Here is a 22,312-nt window from a genome sequence, read left to right as displayed (position 1 = left end):
GCTCTGCTTTTTTGTTGGGATAGGAGCGAAACGATATGGAGTTGGCTTATAAGAACGGCAAACAATTGCGCCGGGGCTATACGACCGGTTCGTGTGCCGCAGCTGCTGCACAGGCCGCCGCGATGCTGCTGCTAACAGGGGAAGCGCCGGCAAAGGTACTGTTGCGTACCCCGAGCGGGACCGATTTACATCTGACCCCGGAGCAAGTGCATTGGGAGGGAGCGAGCGCTGTCTGTGCCATTCGCAAGGACAGCGGCGATGACCCGGATGTGACCAACGGCATTCGTATTTTTGCCGCGGTGGCGCAGATGGAAAGCGGCATTGCGATTGAAGGCGGCAAAGGAGTCGGCCGGGTGACCCGGCCAGGGCTGGCCTGTCCGGTGGGGGAAGCAGCCATCAATCCCGGACCGCGGGAGCAGATTACCGCAGCCGTCCGGCAGGCGGCGCTGGGCTGTGGCTACCGCGGTGGACTGCGGATTGTCATTTCTGCCGAAAATGGGGAAGAGATTGCCAAACAGACCTACAACAGCCATTTGGGCGTGCAGGGTGGCATCTCCATTCTTGGAACCAGCGGCATTGTAGAGCCGATGAGCGAACAGGCGCTGATGGATACCACCCATTTGGAACTCGACAGCGTGTTCACCACCGGTCAGCGCATTGCATTTTTGTGTCCCGGCAATTACGGCGCCGATTTTGCGCGCGACCATCTGGGACTGGATTTGGAACGGGCGGTCAAGTGCTCCAATTTCATCGGGAATGCGCTTGACTATGCGGTGTTCAAGGGATTTCCCGACATTCTGCTGGTCGGTCACGCTGGAAAACTGGTCAAGCTGGCAGCCGGTGTGATGAATACTCATTCGTCGGTGGCCGACGGACGGCAGGAGGTCTTTACCGCGCATGCGGCCTTGTGCGGCGCGCCGGTCGATACGCTTGAGGCGCTGATGGATTCGGTCACGGTAGATGCCTGCATTGACCTGCTGGATGCAGTTGGCCTGCGGGAAGCCGTGCTGGCTCGTATCGGGCAGGCGATCGAAACGCGGCTGGCTGTCCGGCTGCGTGGGCGTGCCCGAATCGAATATTTGATGTTTACCAACCAATACGGCGTACTGGCTCAATCGGCTGGTGCGGCGGCATTCTGTCAAAGATTACAGGAGTACACATGAAACAGGGAATTTTATACGGTGTCGGCGTTGGGCCGGGCGACCCGGAATTGATGACGCGCAAGGCGGTCCGCATTTTGGAGACCTGCGATGTGATCGCAGCGCCCCAGTCGGAGGGCAACGACAAAACCGCTATGGCCATTGCGGCCGAATTTGTACAGGACAAACCGGTGGTCTACTTCGATATGCCCATGACGCGCGACAAGGTCAAAATGGCGCAAAGCCACGACCACGCGGCGGACGAAATTTGCCGTCTGCTGGACGAAGGCAAGATGGTAGCCTTTCTGACGCTGGGCGACCCGACCATCTATTCGACCTATTGGTATGTTCACAAACGGGTGCTCGCGCGCGGATATGATGCGCGGCTGGTACCCGGTGTGCCGTCGTTCTGCGCGGCGGCCGCTGCGGTGGGCACAGCCTTGGTCGAGGGCAGCGAAATGCTGCATATCGTGCCCGCTTCCCACCAAAGCACCGATGAAGGACTGGCCCTGCCGGGTACTAAAGTGTTGATGAAGGCCGGCCGGTCGATTTTGGATGTGCGCGAAAAACTGCGCGCAGACGGCAAGCTGCAACAGGCCGCGCTGGTCGAGCGCGCCACCATGGAAGGCGAGCGGGTCGTACGCGACTTGGACGAGCTGACCGACCCGACCGGATATTTTTCCATCATCATCGTCAAGGAGGGGCAGGCATGATTTATTTTGTGGGCGCCGGTTCAGGCGCACCCGATCTCATCACGGTACGCGGCGCCAAGCTGCTGGAACAGGCGGATGTGATCGTTTATGCCGGTTCGCTGGTCAATCCGGCCCTGCTGGAATACAAAAAAGAGGGCTGCACGGTCTACAACAGTGCGACCATGACGCTGGAAGAGGTCATGGACGTCATGATTCCGGCAGCCCGCGCGGGAAAGCTGATCGTGCGGCTGCATACGGGTGACCCCTGCGTCTATGGCGCGCACCGCGAGCAGATGGACGTGCTTGACCGCGAAGGGCTGGACTACGAAGTCGTGCCCGGAGTTTCTTCCTTCTGTGGCGCCGCGGCAGCGCTCAAAGCCGAATATACGCTGCCGGACGTTTCCCAGACGGTCATTTTGACCCGTATGGAAGGGCGCACCCCCGTGCCGCCCAAGGAAAAGATCGAACTGTTGGCCGCTCACGGCGCGACGATGGTGATTTTCCTGTCCGCCGGACAGTTGGAAAAGCTTTCGGAACGGCTGATTGAAGGCGGCTATACCGCCGATACCCCGGCAGCAATTGTCTATAAAGCCACCTGGCCGGAGGAAAAGGTCGTGCGCACGACGGTTGGCGGACTCGCGCAGGCTGCCCGCGCAGAGGGCATCACCAAAACGGCTCTCATCACGGTCGGCGGCTTCCTGGGCGACGTGTATGAGCGTTCCAAGCTGTATGATCCGACCTTTACGACCGAATTCCGCGAGGCGTCCCGATGATCTGGGGCAAGGTGGTGTCGTTTACCGACCGGGGCGCTGCTGTCGGGCAGCGCATCGCGGTGCTGTTGCCGGATGACAAAATCGAGTGCTATGCCCGCGGGGTAGATGTGTCGCTCAAAGGCACCAAACTTTCCCGTATGGTGCAACAAGCCATGGTTGATTGCAGCCTGCTGATTTTCGTGGGGGCAACCGGCATCGCCGTGCGCTCGATTGCGCCGTATTTGCAGGGCAAGGCCTATGACCCGGCGGTATTGGTCGTGGATGAAAATGCGCGGTTTGTAATTTCGCTGGTGTCCGGCCACTTAGGCGGCGCCAACGCCTTGGCCGAGCGGCTGGCGGACGGACTGGGCGCGCAGGCGGTCGTCACAACGGCGACCGATGGCCGCGGCATCTTCGCGGTCGATACTTGGGCGAGGGAGCACGGCTGCGCGGTGCTCGACCCAAAGAACATTCAGTATGTTTCGGCGGCGCTGCTGCGAGGCGACACGGTCGGCTGCAAGACTGCTTTTGCCGTGCGCGGTTCTGTGCCGCGATACATTGCGCTCAACCGCGACCGCTGCGAGAGCGGCTTTACGGTCGATTTCAGCGGAGAAGAACACCCATTTGCACATACGCTGCATCTGGTGCCCCGCATCGTGCATGTCGGCATCGGCTGCCGGCGCGGCACACCAGCGGACGCGATCGAAGCCGCCGTGCAGCAGGCGCTGGACAAGGCGAAAGTACATCCGGCGGCGCTGTGTGCCGTGGCGTCCATTGACCTGAAGAAGAACGAAGCCGGGCTGCTCGAATTTTGCAAGGCGCATAATCTGTCGCTTGCAACCTATCCAGCCGAAGTGCTTCAAAAGGTCGACGGTTCGTTTACGGCGTCTGCGTTTGTGCAACAGACCGTGGGGGTGGACAATGTCTGCGAACGTGCGGCCGTGCAAAGCGCAGGTGGCGGCGCACTTTTGTGTGCGAAGACCGCACAAAACGGCGTAACCGTGGCGCTGGCCGCCGAAAATTGGGGGATAGAGTTTTGAACATACAAATGATCGGCATCGATTTTCAAGGCGCGGACATCGCGCAGCGGGAACCGTTGTCGTTTACCAAAAATCAGGTGCTCGGGCTGCTGCCCAAACTGAAAGACGGCGAACATGTCCTGGCCTGCGCGCTGCTGGCTACCTGCAACCGTACCGAATTATACCTGCATGCTGCGCAGGAGATCGATGCGTTGGCATTGCTGGCGCGGGCGGCGGGTTTTCAGACGGAGACTTACCGTCCGCTCGCCGTAACGCGCAAGGGTCCGGAGGCGGCACGGCACATCATGAAGGTTGCCGCCGGGCTGCAATCGCAGATTTTCGGGGACGACCAGATCGTCACCCAGGTGCGCACCGCGCTCGACCTGGCCTATGAAGCAGGCACGGCGGACAGCGTGCTGGGCACATTGCTGCGCCGGGCGGTGGCAGCTGGAAAACGGGTCAAGACCGAAACACGACTGACCGGCGTGCCGGTTTCGGCGGCGTCGCGGGGTGTCGAGCGAGCAGCGGCCTTTTGTGGTAGTTTGGACGGCAAGCGAGCGGTCGTGATTGGCAACGGTGAGATGGGGCGTTTGGCCGCGTCGCTTTTGCGGCAGGCCGGTTGCGCGGTCACCATTACCCTGCGCTCGTACCGACACGGGGAAACCATCGTCCCCGCCGGGTGCGATACCCATGCGTATGACGACCGTTTGGCGTGCATCGAAGGCGCGGATTTGGTGTTCAGTGCGACCACCAGCCCGCATTTTACCTTGACCGCCGAACAAATCGCCAGTCTGCAAAACCCACCGCGATTGTTCGTCGATTTGGCCATGCCGCGCGACATTGAGCGTGCTGCGGCAGACGATGGCCGGGTGATGATTTGGAATCTGGACGACCTCGGGCAGCTGGGCGACGAAAATGCCGCCGAGCGCGCGCTGGCGGTCGATATTCTGGACAAGGAATATGCCGAGTTCAAAGCTTGGTATGATTACCGGCAGGCGCTCCCGGTGATGGCGCTGCTCAAGGACGCGGCCGTCGAGCGGGTGCATTTTGACCATCAATATGAGGAACTCGCGCGCAGCGGCGATTTGGATGGGCTCATCCAGATGGCGGTCGGCAAAACGATCGACATGCTGCTGGGCGGAATGAAGGATATTGTCAGTGAGGAGCGGCTGGTCGGCTGCCTCCAGCATATAAAGAAAGGAAGCGGCAGATGAAGCTGTATGTCATTGGAATTGGCCCAGGCGGGGAAGAGCAGATGACCCTGCGCGCGGTGCGTGCACTTGAAGCGTGCGACTGTGTGGCCGGATATGGTCTGTATTTGGACTTGATTGAAAATTTACTGGTCGGGAAGGAGCGTATCCAGACCGGCATGATGCGGGAAGTGGACCGCTGCATGGCAGCGCGGGACGCGGCGCTCAGCGGCAAGACTGTGGCCGTGGTTTCCTCGGGCGATGCGGGAATGTATGGCATGGCCGGACTGATGTTCGAACTGTGTGAGGATTTCCCGGAGATTGAAATTGAAGTCATTCCGGGCATTACGGCTGCTTGTTCGGGCGGGGCGGTGCTTGGTTCGCCGCTGACCTGCGATTTTGCCGCCATTTCGCTTTCCGACTTGCTGACCCCTTGGGAGGTCATCGAAAAGCGGGTACGGCATGCGGCAGCAGCCGATTTGTGCATCGCACTTTACAATCCTGCGAGCAAAAAACGCACCGACCACTTGAAAAAAGTGTGCGATCTGATTTTGGAAACCCAGCCGCCCGAAATTGTTTGCGGTCTGGTGCGCAACATCGGTCGGGAGGGCGAAGATTTCCGCCTGCTGACACTGGGCGAACTGCGGGATACCCAGGTTGATATGCTCACCACAGTATTCATTGGCAACAGCCGCACGAAAAACATCGGTGGCCGTATGGTCACACCGCGCGGGTATAAGGGCGTATGAGACTGCTGATTTTTTCCGGGACAAGTGAAGGACATGAAATCTGCCGTTTTTTGTCCCGGCATAGCGCGACGGCGGATGTCTTTGTCGCCACCGAGTATGGCGAAGCAGTTATGGAACCGATGCCTGGTATCACCGTCCATCAGGGACGGCTGGACATTGATCAAATGGCGGACTATATGGGGCCGGACGCTTTGGTCGTGGATGCGACCCATCCTTACGCCCATGCCGTGACCGAGAATATTCGTGCAGCCTGCGCGCAGGCGGGCGCAGAATACCAGCGGCTACTGCGGCCACGCACCGAAGCGCAGGACGTTGTGACTGTGCCGGATACGGCATATGCGGTGGAATGGCTGGCGGCGCATCCTGGAAAAGTATTGCTCACGACGGGCAGCAAGGAATTGGATGCCTATACTGCGGTGCCGGATTTCAAGGAACGGCTGTATCCGCGGGTGTTGCCGACACCGGATGTGCTGCAAAAATGCGAAGCGCTCGGTTTCCCGGGCTCCCACATCATCGCTATGCAGGGGCCGTTTTCCAAGGAACTGAACATGGCCTTGCTGCGGCAGACCGGTGCGTCTATTCTGGTCACCAAAGATACCGGAAAATCGGGTGGATTTGCCGAAAAGCTGGCTGCCGCGCAGGAAACGGGTACGACCGTTTTGATGATTGCGCGTCCCAGCGAGGAGGAAGGCAAAAGCCTGGAGCAGATGCAAGACGAACTGCTTGCGCGGCTTTCTTTGAAACGGACAACATCCTACCCCATGTTCCCATTGTTTGTACCTTTGGAAGGGCGAACCGTGTTGGTTGTCGGAGCCGGAAAGATCGCTGCGCGGCGCATTGGTATTTTGCAGCGGTTTGGTGTGATCATACAGGTGATTGCAACCGAAAAGCGGGTGGATATTGACCTGCCGATTGAACAGCGTGCCTTCTTAGAAGGGGACGTCGATGGCGCCTCTCTGGTGATTGCCGCCACAGACGACCGGATGGTCAATCATCGGGTTTTTGTGGCCTGTCAGGCGCGGGGGATCCCGGTCAGTGTGGCTGACTGTGCGGATGAAAGCACCTTCTTTTTCCCTGCCATCTGCGAGGGGAAAGGGCTGATTGCGGGTCTGGTGTCGGGCGGCAGCGATCATCATGCTGTGTCTGCCATGGCAAAGCGCATCCGTGCGCTGATGGAGGAATAACAATGAACATACGAATCGGAAGTCGGGACAGCAAGTTGGCTGTGGTACAGGCCGAGCAGGTCATTGCCCAACTGGACATGCCTTGCACACTCGTCACCATGAAGACCACCGGCGATATGATTTTAGATAAAACACTCGATCAGGTGGGTGGCAAGGGCCTGTTCGTGAAGGAACTGGACCGTGCGCTCGCTGCAGGAGAGGTCGATTTGACCGTTCACAGTTTGAAGGATGTACCGATGGAACAGCCCGAAGGGCTGCCGCTTGTGGCTTATACCGTGCGGGAGGACGCACGGGATGTGCTCGTTTTGCCGCAGGGAGCAAGCGAACTCGACCGCACGAAACCCATCGGCTGCGCGAGTGCGCGACGACGGGTACAGCTGAAACGCCTGTTCCCGGACATGGAGGTCAAGCCGGTGCGCGGCAATGTGCAGACCCGTCTGCGCAAGCTGGACAGCGGCGAATATGGTGCACTGGTGCTGGCCGCGGCTGGTCTGCACCGTCTGGGACTGCAAGACCGTATTTCGCGGTATTTTTCGCCCGAAGAGCTGATTCCCGCCGCCGGACAGGCGATTTTGGCCGTGCAGGGACGGGAAGGACAATGCCCGGAAGCGGTCGCACGACTGGATGACTCGGATGCACGGGTATGTGCGCTGACCGAGCGTGCCTATGTCCGTACGCTCGGCGGCGGTTGCTTTGCGCCCGTGGCTGCCTATGCGTGCGTGATGGACGATACCGTCACATTGCGTGCGATGTATGCAACCGCAGACGAACAAACCGTTGTATACGGCGTGGATACTGCGCCGCGCGACCAGGCCGAAGCCTTGGGCGCAAGACTTGCGCAAAAGCTGCAAAAGGAGGCCGAGCATCCATGACGATTGGAAAAGTGACCTTGGTTGGCGCGGGGCCGGGAGGGCGCGACCTGCTCACCCTCAAAGGAGCGCAGGCAATCGCGCAGGCCGATGCAGTCGTGTACGACCGTCTGGTCAGCGAAGATATTTTAAATCTCATCCCGCGCACGGCGGAGCGGGTCAATGTGGGCAAGGAGAACAACCATCATCCGGTGCCGCAGCCTGAGATCAACGCTATTTTGGTGCGTCTGGCGAGTGAGGGGAAAAATACTGTCCGGCTCAAGGGCGGTGATTGCTATCTGTTTGGCCGGGGCGGCGAGGAATGCGAGTATTTGCTCGAGCATGGCGTGCCGTTCGAGGTCGTGCCCGGTGTCACCAGCGCACTGGCTGCGCCCGCCTATGCGGGCATCCCGGTGACGCACCGGGATTACTGTTCGTCGGTGCATATCGTTACCGCGCACGCGCGAGCGGGCAAGCAACTCGACATCGATTTTGAAAGCTTGGTACGGCTCAAAGGAACGCTCGTTTTTCTGATGGGATTGACCGCGCTCCAGCAGGTCATGGATGGCCTGTTGGCCGCTGGTCTGTCGCCCGACACCGCGGCGGCTGTAATCGAAAATGGGACACGCGGCAACCAGCGAAAGGTGATCAGCGACGTAGAACATCTGCCGCAGAAAGTTGCTGCCGCCGGATTGCACAGCCCGGCGCTTATCGTGGTTGGGCAGGTATGCACGCTGTCCGAAAAACTGGATTGGTTTACACCGTTGCCGCTGCACGGCAAAACGGTTGTGGTGACCCGGTCGCGCGAGCGGGCAGGTACCCTGTCGGATAAGCTGTGGCGGCTGGGCGCAAACGTCATCGAAGCACCGTGCATTGAAACCGTAGAGCGCGAAGATATAACCACACTCGAGCAGGCGCTGAGCGAACATTGGGACTGGGTCGCACTGACCAGCCCAGCCGGTGTTCCCGCCATGTTGCATGCGCTCGAGCGCATGGGACGCGACCTGCGCGCGCTGTATGGCTGCAAGTTTGCAGCCATCGGCGCCGGGACAGCGGCAGAACTCAAGCGCTGCGGCATCACTGCCGATCTGGTGCCCGAAACGTATGACAGCACCCATCTGGCTCAGGCGCTGGCGCAGGCTGCACCAGGTGCAAAGGTACTCATCCTTCGAGCGGAACAGGGTTCAAAGGAATTGACTGAACAGCTGGAGCAAGCAGGTATTGCCTATGCTGATGTGCCGACTTATCGAACAGAATACCGCTCGGATAAGGTGGAGTTGCTGCAAAATTTGCTAAATCTTAGAGAAGTAAATGCGATTACCTTTACAAGTGCATCTACGGTGGAAGGGTTCGCTCACGCTGTGAAGGATGTCGACTTTACAGGTTTTGTGGCGCTGTGCATTGGTCAACAAACAGCTGCGGCAGCCCGCCGGTATGGCATGCACGTTCAAATTGCAAAGCAGGCGACGATCGATTCGATGATCGATGCCTTAAGGGAGGAATAAATCATGTTTAACGATATCATCCGACCGCGTCGTTTGCGCACGTCGGACAATCTGCGCCGTCTAGTGCGGGAGACTCGCATCTCGCCGGAGAGCCTCATCTGGCCGATTTTTGTGGTCGAAGGAGAAAACATTTATCAGGAAATCGAGTCCCTGCCTGGACAGTATCATTACAGCCCCGATCAGCTCTACCGCATGGTCGAGCGCGCGCAGGAACACGGTGTGTCGCGCGTCATTCTGTTTGGTCTGCCCAAAGACAAGGACGAGTGCGGTTCGGGCGCTTGGGCAGAGGACGGCATCGTCCAGCAGGGTATCCGCAAGATTAAGGAGCTCGCGCCTGAGATGTATGTCGTGACCGATGTGTGCATGTGCGAATACACCAGCCACGGGCATTGCGGTATTCTGTGCGGCCGTGATGTAGACAACGACAAGACGCTCGAAGTGCTGGCCAAGACCGCGCTCAGCCATGCGCGTGCGGGGGCCGATATGGTCGCGCCCAGCGATATGATGGATGGCCGCGTAGCAGCGATTCGCTCCATTCTGGATGAGAACGGATTTCAGAACATTCCGATCATGGCGTACTCGGCCAAGTTCGCGTCGTATTTCTATGGCCCGTTCCGCGAAGCGGCCGGGTCGGCGCCGTCTTTCGGTGACCGTCGGTCGTATCAGATGGACCCGCACAACGGCCGGGAAGCCATGCGTGAATGCGAATTGGATGTGACCGAAGGGGCGGATATCCTGATGGTCAAGCCTGCGCTGGCCTATCTTGATCTGGTGCATGAAGCGCGGCAGCGTTTTGATCTGCCGATTGCCTGCTATGCGGTATCGGGCGAGTATGCGATGGTCAAGGCAGCCGCCAAAGCAGGACTGATCGACGAGTATGGCGTGATGTGTGAAAGCGCAGTTTGTATGTACCGCGCCGGGGCGGATATTCTCATTACTTATTACGCCTGTGAACTGGCGGATGCCATCCGAAAGGGGGATATTGGCTGATGAATTTTCGAGCATCGGAAGCGATTTTTACACGCGCGCAGCGGGTACTGCCGGGTGGCGTTAATTCGCCGGTTCGTGCATTCCGCGCAGTCGGTGGCATACCTCCGTTTATCGTAAAAGGCAAGGGCAGTCGTATCTGGGATTTGGACGGCAATGAATTTATCGATTTCGTCGGTTCCTGGGGGCCGCTAATTTTGGGGCATAGCTATCCGCCGGTTCTGGAAGCCGTACAAAAGGCGATGCAGAATGGTCTGTCCTTCGGCGCACCGACGGCGATGGAAGTCGATGTGGCCGAACTGCTCGTGGACATGGTGCCCAATATCGAAATGGTGCGTATGGTCAACTCGGGCACCGAGGCGGTCATGAGTGCGCTGCGCGTGGCGCGCGGTGTGACCGGGCGCGATAAGGTGATTAAATTTGAAGGCTGCTATCACGGTCATTCGGATGCCATGCTGGTCGCGGCTGGATCGGGCGCCCTCACGCAGGGCGAGCCCAATTCGGCAGGCGTTACTCGTGGCGCGGCGGGCGATACGCTGACCGCCCAGTTCAACGACCTTGCTTCGGTCGAAGCTCTGCTGGACGCCAACCGGGAACAAGTCGCGGCGGTTATCGTGGAACCGGTCGCAGCGAACATGGGCGTGGTACCGCCCGAGAAGGGCTTTCTGGAAGGACTGCGTCGCCTGTGCGATGCGCACGGCTGCCTGCTGATTTTCGACGAAGTCATCACCGGATTCCGCTTGGCGCGCGGCGGTGCGCAGGAATATTTCGGCGTACGCGCCGATTTGGTCACGTTCGGTAAAATCATCGGCGGCGGCATGCCGGTAGGCGCCTATGCTGGTCCGCGCTGCATCATGGAAAAGGTGGCTCCGACCGGGCCGATCTATCAGGCCGGTACGCTTTCGGGCAATCCGGTCGCTATGGCGGCCGGTTATAAGCAGTTGGAAATCCTGCAAGCCAATCCGGGTTACTATCGGGATGTAGAGCGCAAAGCCCAGGCCATGGCGCACAGCCTGCGCGACAGCGCGAAGAAGCACGGCGTACCGATGACGGTCAACCAGTGCGGTGCGCTGCTGTGTCCATACTTTACCGACGAGCCGGTGCGCACGTTTGCGGATACACAAAAGTCTGATTTGAACCAATTCAAGCAGTATTTCCATGGCATGTTGGAACGCGGCATGTATCTGGCGCCCAGCCAGTTTGAGGCCACCTTCATCAATGTCAGCCATACCGAGGAGGACATCCTAGCAGTATGCGCGGCAGCGGATGCGGTTTTGGCTACACTTTGATACAAAAGGAGGGCCGTGAAATGAACTTAGAAACAGCGCGCCTGTTGATCGGCGGCACAGGCAGTGGGTGCGGTAAGACGACTGTATCCAGTGCGCTGCTGCGTGCCTGGCAGCGGCGGGGCGTTTCGCTGGCGGCGTTCAAGTGCGGCCCAGATTATATTGACCCAATGTTCCATACTGCGGTTCTGGGACTGCCCAGCCGCAATCTGGACTTGTTTTTCGTCGATGGAGCGGCTTGCCGTGCTGGATTGACGCAGCACATCCCGGCAGGTGGCTGCGGCGTCATCGAGGGTGTGATGGGCTTTTACGACGGCGTGTCTGGCACGACCGATACGGCTTCTGCCGCCCATCTGGCGCGGGAAACGAGGACCCCGGCCGTGCTGGTCGTCAGCCCCAAGGGGCAGTCGCTGACGCTGGCCGCTATGCTGTTCGGCCTGCGGCAATTTGCCGAAAATACGCTGCAAGGCGTGATTTTCAACGGCATCAGTAAAGGGATGTATCCCTTTTATCGAGCAATTGCCGAAAAGGGTGGCTTGCGGGCCTATGGCTATTTGCCGCGTGTCCCGGCAGCTTCTATTCCGGACCGGCATCTGGGCTTGGTGACTGCCGGCGAGATTGCCGACTTGCAGCGAAAGCTGGACCAGCTGGCCGACTCAGCTGAAGAAGGACTGGACTTGGACGGATTGCTTGCGCTGGCACAATCCGCGCCCACGTTGGCCGACCGGATGCTGCCGCTCGAAAAAGCGGCATCTCAGCCGGTGCGCATCGCGGTGGCGCGCGACGCGGCGTTCTGCTTTTATTACGAAGACAATCTGGATGTGCTGTGCGAACTGGGGGCGGAAATCGTCGAGTTTTCCCCGCTGGCGGACGGCCATTTACCAGATGGCATCGATGGACTGTATCTGGGCGGCGGGTATCCAGAGCTGTATGCCGCGAAGCTTGCGGAAAATCAGATGCTTCGGGCTGAACTGCGTGCACGTATCGCGGATGGACTGCCGACCGTGGCTGAGTGCGGAGGATTTATGTATCTGCACGAGCACATCGGTACAAGCGAAGGGAATTATCCGATGGTGGGCGTCATCCCGGGCACAGCCCGGATGACCGGCAAGCTGCAAAACTTCGGGTATGTGACTTTGACCGTGCAGCAGGACGGTTTGCTCGGCCCTAAGAGGACACGGACGCGCGCGCATGAGTTTCATTACGCGGCGTCGGATGATGCGGGGAGCGGCATGGAAGCCAAAAAGCCCAACGGCCGCGCCTGGCCGTGCGTTCATGTGCGCGATACGCTGTACGCGGGCTATCCCCATCTATATTTCCGTTCCAATCCGGAACTGGCTGCAAATTTTGTGCGCAAATGCGCGTCTATGAGGTGAGAAACATGGAGTTACACGAGGCCATCCGCAGGGTACAGCCGTTGTGCGAAGAGAGTATGCAGGCGGCGCGGCACCGGTTTACCAACATTGCCATTCCGCTGGGCAGTCTGGGACTGCTGGAAGATACGATCATCCAGCTTGCAGGCATCCAGCGGCGGGCCAAGCCGGAGATCGATCGCCGGGCGGTCGTTGTGTTCTGTGCCGATAATGGCGTTGTGGCGCAGGGTGTGACCCAGTGCGGGCAGGACGTGACCGCTATCGTGACTGAAAACCTGCACCGCGGCCAAACCACCGTATGCCTGATGGCCAAACGTGCCGGGGTGGATGTCATCCCGGTCGACATCGGCGTAGCGCGCGACGTGGAGGGCGATACCATTCGCCGCTGCAAAGTCATGTATGGCACCAACGATATGACGTGTGAGCCGGCCATGACCCGTGAACAGGCCATCAAGGCCATCCAGACCGGTATCGATCTGGCCGAGAAATGCAAAGAAAACGGCTATAAACTGCTGTGTGTCGGGGAAATGGGCATCGGCAACACGACGTCCACGGCCGCGGTAACGGCCGCGCTGCTTGGTCTGCCCGTGCCGGAAGTCACCGGGCGGGGCGCGGGCCTGTCGAGCGAAGGGCTGCTACGCAAGATCGCGGCCATCGAAACCGCCTTACAACTTCATCAGCCCGACCCGAATGACCCGATTGACGTGGTGCATAAGGTCGGTGGCTTGGACATTGCAGGCATGATCGGTCTGTACATCGGCGGTGCGGCTTGCGGGCTGCCCGTGGTCGTCGACGGCGTGATCGCCTGCGCCGCAGCACTGTGTGCCGTGCGTCTGTGTCCAGCGGCGCGGGACTATTTCATTATCTCCCATCAGTCGGCCGAGCCGGCAGGGGAGAAGCTGCTGCATGCGCTGGATGCCCGGCCATTTATTTCGGCCGGCATGCGCCTGGGCGAGGGAACCGGCGCGGTTGCGACCGTGGCCCTGCTCGATCTGGCGTTGGCGCCGTATCTGGGCATGGTTAGCTTTGAAGAAACCAACATTGAAGCCTACCAGCCGCTGACGTAAGGGGCCGTTATGAAAATCATGATTTCCGGCGGTGCGGCTTCGGGCAAGTCGGCGCACGCCGAGAGGATTCTGTGTCAGCATACGGCTGGCGGCAGCCGCTTGTATGTGGCGGCCATGCAGCCTTTTGGCCCGGCGGCTGAGGTGCGGATTGCGCGCCATCGTGCGCTGCGCGCCGGAAAGGGCTTTGAAACTGCCGAACGGTATACCGATCTCGCGCATTTTACCGCGCCATGCTATTACGACGGCATTTTGCTGGAATGCCTATCCAATCTGCTGGCCAACGAGATGTTTTCCCCCGAAGGGGTGGGAGTGAATGGAGCGGCGGACGCGATTTTGGCGGGCATAGACCATTTGGAAAAGCAGTGCGGTCTGCTCGTGGTCGTAACGAACGATATTTTTTCGGACGGGGAAACCTACCCGTCCGAAACCATGCAGTATATACGCCTGCTCAGCCAAATCAACGGTGCGCTCGCAGAGCGAGCAGACGCTGTGGCCGAGTCGGTGTGCGGCATTTTGGTGCTGCACAAGGGAGAAGATTTACTATGAAAAGCATTGTCAGCGGCTTTTTGGTCGCGTTTTCACTCTATTCTGCCATCCCGGTGCTGCAGGTGAACTGGGAGAAAAAGACTATGCGCTGGGCGCTGTCGTTTCTCCCGCTCGTCGGGCTGGTGATCGGCGGCTTGGAGTGGTTATGGTATCGGTTCTGCGTTTCATTTGGCGCATCGGTGGTGCTGTATGCCATCGTAGCGACGCTGCTGCCGCTCATTGTATCGGGCGGCATCCATCTGGATGGCGTATGCGATACCTGCGACGCGCTGTGCTCCTTTGGCGACCGGGAAAAGCGGCTGGCGATTTTGAAGGATTCCCATGTGGGCGCATTTGGCCCGCTGTGGATGGTTGCCTTTTTACTGGCTGAAGTGGCCTGCTTTGCGCAGATATATGAAACACCGCAGTTTTTGCCTCTCATGATGGTCGGCTTTGCCACCGCCCGTGCGGCAGGCGGCGCCAAGATTGTGACCATGCCGTGCGCAAAAGACTCGGGACTGGCCCATCTTTTTGCCGAAAACAGCGATAAGAAAGTGGTAGCGGTCGTGTTGGTAGCGCAAGCGCTCATGTATCTCATTGCGGCCAGCATGGTACAGTATGCTGTACCGCATGGTATAACAGCGGGAACAGCAGCACTTTTGCTGCTGCTCGTATGGTATTTTGTCCATGACCGCCTGTGCCGCCGTATTTTCGGAGGCATCACAGGCGATCTGGCTGGATTTTTCATTTCTACATCCGAACTGCTGATGCTGGCGGTTGTGGCGTTTGGAGGGTTGGTAGCATGACGGTACTCATCATCGGCGGCGCGCATCAAGGCAAACGCGCGCTGGCTGAGAGATTGTTTTCCCTGCATGAAAGCGATTTTGCGGACGGGGAAACCTGTTCGCTTGCCGACATCCAAGCCGCGCGCGCTGTGGATAGCTTGCATCGTTACACACGGCGGCAGGACGGCTGGGATGCGCAGGCTTTGTTGGATGCACTCCAAGGCAAGATCGTCCTGTGCGATGAGATTGGCTGCGGGGTCGTACCGTTTGCAAAAGCGCAGGATGACTGGCGCGAGCAGACCGGGCGGCTGCTGTGTGATTTGGCTGCACGGGCTGACCTGGTCGTGCGGGTGTATGCGGGTATCGGTCAGGCCATTAAAGGACAGCTGCCGAAAGAACCTTAAAAGGAGGGAAACCAATGCAATATGTGCATGGGGGAGATATATATGGCTATACGGCACAGTATCCCGGACAGAATGTGCTCGATTTTTCGGCCAATATCAACCCGCGCGGCATTCCAGAAGCAGTCCGGCAGGCGATGCTGGACGCTGTGGAACAGTGCGCGCAATATCCCGATCCTTTTTGCCGTGCCTTGACGAACGCTCTGGCCCAGACTTACGGGTTGCCGCCTGAAACATTCTTTTGCGCAAATGGTGCAGCCGAGGTATTTTATCGTTTGGCTGATGTGCTGCGTCCGCAGACCGCTCTCATCACTGCGCCGACTTTTTCCGAGTACGAGGCTGCGCTGACTCATTTTGGCTGCAACGTCCGGCATCATCGACTACGGGCACAGGAAAACTTTGCCGTTACAGCGCGTATTCTGGACGAACTGGACGGCGTGGATGTGTGCATCCTGTGCAATCCGAACAATCCCACTGGCCGGACAGTCGACCCGAATTTGATGGCGTGTATCGTTGCCCAGTGTCAGAAAAAGCGCATCCGTCTGATTGTCGACGAATGCTTTGCGGATTTTCTCTTGGATGAACCGGCGCATACGCTGCTGCCGCAGGTCATGCGCTGCGATTTGCTGGTCGTGGTGCGCGCTTTTACTAAGATGTACGCCGTACCGGGTGTGCGGCTCGGCTGGTGCGCAACTGCCGACCGGCTGCTGCTCGAGCGGCTGCACGCCGCGGGACAGCCCTGGAACGTTTCGGTGTTTGCGCAAGCCTGCGGAGTCGCTGCCCTTGGGCTAAAAGATTATGCTGCACAAACAGCGAAGATGATTGCGCTGCTGCGTCAGGAACTGGCGGACGCACTCGCAGACTGCGGGTTCCGCGTGTTCCCGGGAGAGGCCAATTATCTGCTGTTTTCGACGGCACAGACCGACTTGCGGGAGCGGCTGCTGCCGCGGGGCATTTTGATTCGGGATTGCTCGAATTATATCGGCCTTGGTGCGGGATATTTCCGCGTGGCCGTCAAGACCAAAGAAGAAAACGCCCGGCTCATGCGGGCGGTCAGGGAGGTGCTCACAGATGGCGAAAGCGATCATGGTGCAGGGGACAGCGTCCAACGCCGGGAAAAGTGTGTTGGCTGCGGCCCTGTGCCGCATCTTTAAACAGGACGGCTATCGGGTGGCGCCGTTTAAATCGCAGAATATGGCGCTCAATTCGTTTATCACAGCCGACGGGCGGGAAATGGGCCGCGCGCAGGTCATGCAGGCCGAAGCGGCAGGCATTGCGCCCGATGTGCGCATGAACCCGATTTTATTAAAGCCGACCAGTGACTGCGGTTCGCAGGTGATTGTAAACGGCAAGGCCATCGGCAACCAGACCGCCCGCGAATACTGGGGCAACAAGCGAGCGCTCATCCCGGTGGTGCGCGAAGCGTACGAAAGTCTGGCAGCCGAATACGACATCATCGTGCTCGAAGGCGCCGGCAGTCCGGCGGAAATCAACCTCAAGCAGGACGACATCGTGAATATGGGGATGGCGGCTCTGGCCGATGCGCCGGTGCTGCTCGTGGGCGACATTGACCGCGGCGGGGTGTTTGCCTCGCTGTATGGCACGGTGATGCTGCTTGAGGAAGACGAGCGGGCGCGTATCGGTGGACTGGTCATCAACAAATTCCGCGGGGACGTGGACATCTTAAAGCCGGGACTCACCATGCTGGAAGACCTGACCGGCAAGCCAGTTGTGGGCGTGGTGCCGTATGCCAAGCTGGACATCGACGATGAGGACAGTTTGTCCGACCAGCTCGAACAGACCAACCGGGGCACTCTGCTTGACATCGCCGTGGTGCGGCTGCCGCGGATTTCGAACTTTACCGACTTTTCCGCTTTGCCGCGCGTGCCTGGCGTCGGAGTGCGGTATGTCGACCGGCCCGACCAGCTGGAAGGCGCGGACCTCATTTTGCTGCCGGGCAGCAAAAGCACGATCGCAGACCTCAAATGGCTACGGGAAAGCGGGCTGGAAGCGCAGATTCTCAAACAGCATGCCGCGGGTACGCCGGTGTTTGGCGTATGCGGCGGCTATCAGATGATGGGCCGCGCGATTCACGACCCGGAGGGCAGCGAAGGCGGCGGCTCCATCCGGGGAATGGGCCTTTTGCCGACCGAAACCGTGTTCCGGTCGGATAAGACGACGACTCAGGCGTCCGGTGTCCTGCTCGATATTGAGGGCGACCTCGCGGCGCTGAGCAGCGCGCATACGAAAGGGTATGAAATCCACATGGGCGAAACCACGCTGCTCGAGGGTGCTAAGCCGTTGCAGCGGCTGACCCGGGGCACAGAAACCGTGCTGGATGGCTGTCAGCAGGGCAATGCCTATGGCACCTACCTGCATGGCATTTTTGACGAAAGCGAAGTGGTCCAAGGCTTGGCACAGGCGCTGGCAGATAAAAAGGGTGTCACGCTCGATGCGCATGCCATGGACGTGCGGCAATACAAAGAAATGCAGTATGATAAGCTGGCGGATACCGTCCGTGCAGCACTCGATATGGACAAGATCTATCAGTTATTGGAGGGAAACGCATGAACCAAGTAGGACTGATTCATTTATATCACGGCGATGGAAAAGGAAAGACCACCTGTGCGATGGGCCTGGCGCTGCGGTGTGCCGCGCAGGGAGAACAGATCGTGATCGCCCAGTTTTTAAAGGACGGCACATCGGGCGAATGCCGCATGCTGGCCAAGCTGGACAACGTTGCCGTATTGGCAGCCAATCCGGTTGGTAAGTTTTCCTTTGCCATGAACGAGGAAGAAAAGGAAACCACCCGGCAGGCGCTGGCGCGTACGCTGCGGGCCGCGGCCGATTTTGCCGAGCGGGAACACGCTCGGATGCTGGTGCTCGATGAAGTATGCGGCGCGATTTCGACCGGACTGCTGGATGAAAAGATGGTGCTGGATATTCTGGACCACAAGCCGGAAGAACTGGAAGTGGTCCTGACCGGCCGCGACCCGTCGGAAGAATTGCAGGCACGTGCTGATTATATCTCCGAAATCTGCAAACGGCGGCATCCGTATGATAAGGGCATCACCGCGCGGGAGGGCATTGAGCAATGAATCCCATTTTGAAACCAGCGGATATTGAAAAGCGCAGCTTTGCGATCATTACCGAAGAACTGGGTGACCGGACTTTCCCGGAAGGACAGGCCGAAATTGTGAAGCGGGTCATCCATACATCGGCGGATTTTGACTATGCCGACAATCTGGTCTTTTCGCCCGACGCGGTCGAGAAGGCCAAGGCAGCCCTCATGCAGGAGGCAACGGTCGTAACCGACACCAACATGGCGCTTTCGGGCGTGAGCAAGTCGGTGTTGGCCAAGCTGGGCGGCCGGGCGGTCTGCTTTATGGCCGAAGAAGAAGTGGCACGCGAGGCCAAGGCGCGCGGTGTGACCCGTGCGGTGGTATCTATGGAGCATGCTGCAAAACTGGAAGGCCCAGTCATCTTTGCCATTGGCAATGCGCCGACGGCGCTGATTCGTCTGCACGAGATGATTGAAGCCGGAGAAATCCAGCCCGCGCTTGTGATCGGCGTGCCGGTTGGGTTTGTCAATGTTGTGGAATCCAAAGAGCTGTTTTTGGGCGGACAAACGCCCTATATCATCGCGCGGGGACGCAAAGGCGGCAGCAATGTAGCTGCAGCCATTGTCAACGCACTGCTGTATCAACTGTACACACGGGAGGGCTTTGAATCATGAGCAAAAAAGCATTGGTCGTCATCAGTTTTGGTACGACCTATCCCAAAGCACGTCAGGCGATTGCACAGATCGAAGACAGCTTGCAGCAGGCCTTTCCGGGGTACGATTTTTTCCGGGCCTTCACGTCCGGTATGGTCATTCGCAAGATCGAGCGGGAAGAAGGGGTGCGCATCCTGAGTCCCGCAGAACAGATGGAACAGCTGGTAGCAGCAGGGTATGAGGAAGTGCTGTGCCAAAGCCTGCATGTGATGCCAGGCATGGAATATGAAAAAATGCTCATGCAGCTTTTGCCATACCGCAGCCGTTTCCAGAGCATGAAGATCGGCAAGCCCATGCTATTCCATACAGAGGATTACGCCGAAATCTGCCACAGACTGTTGCAGGAAATCCCCGCGCTGGCACCCGATGAAGCCTATGTTTATATGGGGCACGGCACCGAGCATTTTGCCAATGCGACGTATAGCCAAGTGGAAAATATGTTCCGTTCTCTGGGCGCCGAACGGGTCTATGTCGGCACCGTGGAAGGTTTCCCAGGACTCGACTATATCCGCGGCAGACTGAAACAGCATGGTGTGCGTCGGGTGACGCTGGCCCCCTTTATGATTGTAGCGGGCGACCATGCCCAAAACGATTTGGCCGGGGAAGAAGAGGATAGCTGGAAATCCATTTTGCAGGCCGATGGCTATGCGGTGCAAACCGATCTGCGTGGCTTGGGGGAACTGGATGCCGTCCGGGAATTGTTTGTCAGACATGCGCGGGAGGTCGCTCCGCGGTCCCTTTAAAACCCAAGATGCCTTCGTCACAAACTGGAAAGTTTGTGCATAGACTAGAATGCCTGGAGCCAAAGACTGGTTTCAGGCATTTTAGCCACGATGGACAAAAAAGGACCGGTTGAGATTGCAAGCCGGTTCCGTCCACAGAGTCATTCGGAGGCAATGAAGATGGAGATTCAAACAAAATTATGCAATCGATCCAACTATGGCGGTAAATTAAAAGAAGTTCTCTATATTGTGATCCATTATACGAGCAATGAAGGGGATACGGCAAAAAACAATGCGGATTATTTTGCACGGGAAGCGCTTGGGGCCCCGGCAAGTGCCCATTATTTTGTTGATGAAAAAGAGATCTGGAGCAGTGTTCCAGTCACGCATATCGCCTATCATTGTGGGGCAAAAGTATATGTTCATCCGGAGTGCCGGAATTCCAATTCGATTGGGGTAGAGATGTGTCTGACCGGCAAAGGAATGGCCATTCGGCAGGCGACGATCGATCGAACGGTTCAATTTGTACGCGAACTGATGGCGCAATATAACGTACCACTCGATCATGTGCTTCGCCATTATGATGTGACCGGGAAATACTGTCCAGGTCCCTTTGTTGATCATCCATCCATGTGGCAGGCTTTTCAGAAAGCACTCGCCGGAGAACAGGAGGAAGAAGTCATGAAGGTCTATAAGTATGTGCCGGAAATGCCGAAGTGGGCGCAAGATACCTTTACTCGGCTGGTGCAGTCGGGATATATCGCTAAAGATGAAAAAGGGGAAATCGATGTACAGGAATCTACGTTGCAGCCTGTCGTTTATTTGGATCGATTGACCGGGGGAAAAATTGAAAAATTACCGGAACTGATGAAAGACTTGGGAAAATAATAGAAAGAGTGCAGGCGATGATCGCCTGCACTCTTTTTTATGCAGCACATTTTTGACATGGGGTCAGTCCACGGGATTTGGCATCCGACAGAGTGGTCGATATTGCATTTTTCCCAGCGCAGCTCGCCTTGTAGTGATAACGCTTTCCGGTTCGGGTAATATAAACCGTGGAGGGAACGCCGGGATTGGAATCCGTATCGGGGTCGACGGTAGGCTCACTGGGCGGCGTGGTCGGGATCGATGGCGGTGTTGTAGTAGAGGCTGTGCCTTGGCTGGCCGTCAGGCGGCATGTCTGTCCATCGGTCATCGCAATGATCGTACCGTTTAAATCGGTACGCCAGACCGGAATCCCTGCCAGCTTTTCGAGAGTGCTGGCGCTGGGATGGCCGTACGAATTGCCCGCACCGCAGCTGATAACAGCTGCTTCCGGCGATACTGCCGCCAGAAATGCGTTGCTAGTAGAGGTATCCGAACCATGGTGCCCAACTTTCAGCACATCGCATTGCACAGGAGTGCCAGACGAAAGGATGGTGTTTTCCACTTCGGTTTCAGCATCCCCCATAAACAGGAAAGCAGTATTTTCATAGGTTGCTTTTAAAACAATGGAGGTATTGTTCAGATTGGTCGATTGCTCCGCAGCAATCACAGAAATCTGGGTGTCGCCCAGCGAATAGATAGCTCCTTTTTGTGGCACGGTGACTGTTAGGTTCTTGGCTGCCGCTGCGTCCAGAACATCGGTATACGTCTGTGTATTGGTGACCGTGCTGGGCAAAAGAAGGTTTTCAACGTGCAGATCTTCGATTACATCATCCATCCCGCCAATATGGTCGGCATGAGCATGTGTGCCAACGGCATATTTGAGGGTGTTTGCTCCGACCGATTGCAGATACTGTACAATGTCATCCCCGTCGGAATTGTTACCGGCATCGATCAGCATATATTCGCCATCACTGGACAATAAGATGCTATCCGCCTGTCCAACATCCAGATATTCTACCACCAGGGCATCGTGATCGGGAGTGATCACATAAACGCTTTGGGCGTTCGCATCCCATAGCACACGCGCATCCAGGGATTCGGAGACAAAGCGCGCTGGTACCATCGTGCGGCCATTTATGAGCTGCGCTGGAACATCCAAAGCTTGTGGCTGACCATTGACATAGGCAGTGGTCTGATTGATCGTCACCTGGATTTGTGTGCTGTCTTTTTGGGCTGCAGCAGTCTGGGTGGCGTCGTTCCAGGCAACATCTGCATCCAGCGCTTCAAAAATCGCGCGTAAGGGGACAAGCGTGCGTCCGCTGACAAGGGTAGGTGGTGCATCGGTTTGCAAAGCGCTGCCATCGACATACAAATCGACCGCCCAGGCGTTGCATGCTAGCATCCATAGTGCGAGCCATGCCGCCAGCAGTTTCTTTTTCATGTTTA

At 58.0% G+C, this 22,312-nt stretch carries 23 protein-coding genes; 22 read left to right on the top strand and 1 reads right to left on the bottom strand.

Annotated elements, in window-relative coordinates:
* Window positions 1-35 precede the first annotated feature (35 nt).
* From cbiD to EFB11_RS01070, 22 genes are all read left to right on the top strand, one after another.
* Entirely contained in the window at window positions 36-1,163 is a 1,128-nt protein-coding gene (gene cbiD / locus EFB11_RS01175; RefSeq protein WP_122788565.1) for a cobalt-precorrin-5B (C(1))-methyltransferase CbiD, read from the top strand.
* Window positions 1,160-1,852 (top strand): precorrin-2 C(20)-methyltransferase, encoded by a 693-nt coding sequence (gene cobI / locus EFB11_RS01170; RefSeq protein WP_122788564.1) that lies wholly within the window; start codon window positions 1,160-1,162, stop codon window positions 1,850-1,852. The genes cbiD and cobI overlap by 4 nt, the downstream gene beginning before the upstream one ends.
* Window positions 1,849-2,604 carry a precorrin-4 C(11)-methyltransferase gene (gene cobM / locus EFB11_RS01165; protein WP_122788562.1) on the top strand — a complete coding sequence of 252 codons (756 nt, stop codon included), beginning with the start codon at window positions 1,849-1,851 and terminating at the stop codon, window positions 2,602-2,604. The genes cobI and cobM overlap by 4 nt, the downstream gene beginning before the upstream one ends.
* Entirely contained in the window at window positions 2,601-3,623 is a 1,023-nt protein-coding gene (locus tag EFB11_RS01160) for a cobalt-precorrin 5A hydrolase (RefSeq protein ID WP_243115139.1), read from the top strand. The genes cobM and EFB11_RS01160 overlap by 4 nt, the downstream gene beginning before the upstream one ends.
* Entirely contained in the window at window positions 3,620-4,816 is a 1,197-nt protein-coding gene (gene hemA / locus EFB11_RS01155; protein ID WP_122788560.1) for a glutamyl-tRNA reductase, read from the top strand. Before EFB11_RS01160 ends, hemA begins: the two co-directional genes overlap by 4 nt.
* Window positions 4,813-5,541, top strand: a complete 729-nt coding sequence (gene cobJ / locus EFB11_RS01150; RefSeq protein WP_122788558.1) for a precorrin-3B C(17)-methyltransferase — start codon at window positions 4,813-4,815, stop codon at window positions 5,539-5,541. The genes hemA and cobJ overlap by 4 nt, the downstream gene beginning before the upstream one ends.
* Window positions 5,538-6,725 (top strand): precorrin-6A reductase, encoded by a 1,188-nt coding sequence (gene cobK / locus EFB11_RS01145; protein ID WP_122788557.1) that lies wholly within the window; start codon window positions 5,538-5,540, stop codon window positions 6,723-6,725. Before cobJ ends, cobK begins: the two co-directional genes overlap by 4 nt.
* 2 nt (window positions 6,726-6,727) lie before the next feature.
* Window positions 6,728-7,597: a hydroxymethylbilane synthase gene (gene hemC, locus EFB11_RS01140; RefSeq protein ID WP_122788556.1), complete on the top strand. Its 870-nt coding sequence runs from the start codon at window positions 6,728-6,730 to the stop codon at window positions 7,595-7,597.
* On the top strand, window positions 7,594-9,078 hold the full coding sequence (gene cobA / locus EFB11_RS01135; RefSeq protein WP_122788554.1) for a uroporphyrinogen-III C-methyltransferase: 1,485 nt from the start codon (window positions 7,594-7,596) through the stop codon (window positions 9,076-9,078). The genes hemC and cobA overlap by 4 nt, the downstream gene beginning before the upstream one ends.
* Window positions 9,079-9,081: 3 nt before the next feature.
* On the top strand, window positions 9,082-10,068 hold the full coding sequence (gene hemB, locus EFB11_RS01130; RefSeq protein WP_122788553.1) for a porphobilinogen synthase: 987 nt from the start codon (window positions 9,082-9,084) through the stop codon (window positions 10,066-10,068).
* A complete protein-coding gene (gene hemL, locus EFB11_RS01125) occupies window positions 10,068-11,354 on the top strand; it encodes a glutamate-1-semialdehyde 2,1-aminomutase (protein WP_122788551.1) in 1,287 nt (428 codons plus the stop codon). The genes hemB and hemL overlap by 1 nt, the downstream gene beginning before the upstream one ends.
* A 20-nt stretch (window positions 11,355-11,374) precedes the next feature.
* Window positions 11,375-12,727 carry a cobyrinate a,c-diamide synthase gene (locus EFB11_RS01120; RefSeq protein WP_122788550.1) on the top strand — a complete coding sequence of 451 codons (1,353 nt, stop codon included), beginning with the start codon at window positions 11,375-11,377 and terminating at the stop codon, window positions 12,725-12,727.
* Between the two features lie 5 nt (window positions 12,728-12,732).
* A complete protein-coding gene (gene cobT, locus EFB11_RS01115) occupies window positions 12,733-13,791 on the top strand; it encodes a nicotinate-nucleotide--dimethylbenzimidazole phosphoribosyltransferase (protein ID WP_122788548.1) in 1,059 nt (352 codons plus the stop codon).
* A gap of 9 nt (window positions 13,792-13,800) precedes the next feature.
* A complete protein-coding gene (locus EFB11_RS01110) occupies window positions 13,801-14,337 on the top strand; it encodes a bifunctional adenosylcobinamide kinase/adenosylcobinamide-phosphate guanylyltransferase (protein ID WP_122788546.1) in 537 nt (178 codons plus the stop codon).
* A complete protein-coding gene (locus tag EFB11_RS01105; RefSeq protein WP_122788545.1) occupies window positions 14,334-15,122 on the top strand; it encodes an adenosylcobinamide-GDP ribazoletransferase in 789 nt (262 codons plus the stop codon). Before EFB11_RS01110 ends, EFB11_RS01105 begins: the two co-directional genes overlap by 4 nt.
* On the top strand, window positions 15,119-15,505 hold the full coding sequence (locus EFB11_RS01100) for a bifunctional adenosylcobinamide kinase/adenosylcobinamide-phosphate guanylyltransferase (RefSeq protein ID WP_122788544.1): 387 nt from the start codon (window positions 15,119-15,121) through the stop codon (window positions 15,503-15,505). Before EFB11_RS01105 ends, EFB11_RS01100 begins: the two co-directional genes overlap by 4 nt.
* A 14-nt stretch (window positions 15,506-15,519) precedes the next feature.
* The gene (gene cobD, locus EFB11_RS01095) at window positions 15,520-16,656 is read left to right on the top strand and encodes a threonine-phosphate decarboxylase CobD (RefSeq protein ID WP_122788542.1); all 1,137 of its coding nucleotides are present in this window, start codon (window positions 15,520-15,522) and stop codon (window positions 16,654-16,656) included.
* On the top strand, window positions 16,574-18,073 hold the full coding sequence (locus tag EFB11_RS01090) for a cobyric acid synthase (protein ID WP_122788541.1): 1,500 nt from the start codon (window positions 16,574-16,576) through the stop codon (window positions 18,071-18,073). The genes cobD and EFB11_RS01090 overlap by 83 nt, the downstream gene beginning before the upstream one ends.
* The gene (locus EFB11_RS01085) at window positions 18,070-18,600 is read left to right on the top strand and encodes a cob(I)yrinic acid a,c-diamide adenosyltransferase (RefSeq protein WP_122788539.1); all 531 of its coding nucleotides are present in this window, start codon (window positions 18,070-18,072) and stop codon (window positions 18,598-18,600) included. Before EFB11_RS01090 ends, EFB11_RS01085 begins: the two co-directional genes overlap by 4 nt.
* A complete protein-coding gene (locus EFB11_RS01080) occupies window positions 18,597-19,238 on the top strand; it encodes a precorrin-8X methylmutase (RefSeq protein ID WP_122788537.1) in 642 nt (213 codons plus the stop codon). Before EFB11_RS01085 ends, EFB11_RS01080 begins: the two co-directional genes overlap by 4 nt.
* Entirely contained in the window at window positions 19,235-20,020 is a 786-nt protein-coding gene (locus EFB11_RS01075) for a sirohydrochlorin cobaltochelatase (RefSeq protein ID WP_122788536.1), read from the top strand. The genes EFB11_RS01080 and EFB11_RS01075 overlap by 4 nt, the downstream gene beginning before the upstream one ends.
* Before the next feature lie 159 nt (window positions 20,021-20,179).
* On the top strand, window positions 20,180-20,887 hold the full coding sequence (locus EFB11_RS01070) for a peptidoglycan recognition protein family protein (RefSeq protein ID WP_164706536.1): 708 nt from the start codon (window positions 20,180-20,182) through the stop codon (window positions 20,885-20,887).
* A gap of 37 nt (window positions 20,888-20,924) precedes the next feature.
* Here the strand turns inward: EFB11_RS01070 and EFB11_RS01065 are convergent, their stop codons facing one another.
* Window positions 20,925-22,307: a stalk domain-containing protein gene (locus EFB11_RS01065; protein ID WP_122788533.1), complete on the bottom strand. Its 1,383-nt coding sequence runs from the start codon at window positions 22,305-22,307 to the stop codon at window positions 20,925-20,927.
* Window positions 22,308-22,312: the final 5 nt, after the last annotated feature.

The sequence above is a fragment of the Intestinibacillus sp. Marseille-P6563 genome, from assembly GCF_900604335.1.
Classification (GTDB): Bacteria; Bacillota; Clostridia; order Oscillospirales; family Butyricicoccaceae; genus Butyricicoccus_B.
The sequence above is the reverse complement of the archived record's forward strand: the minus strand, read 5'-3'. Positions and strand labels throughout refer to the sequence as shown.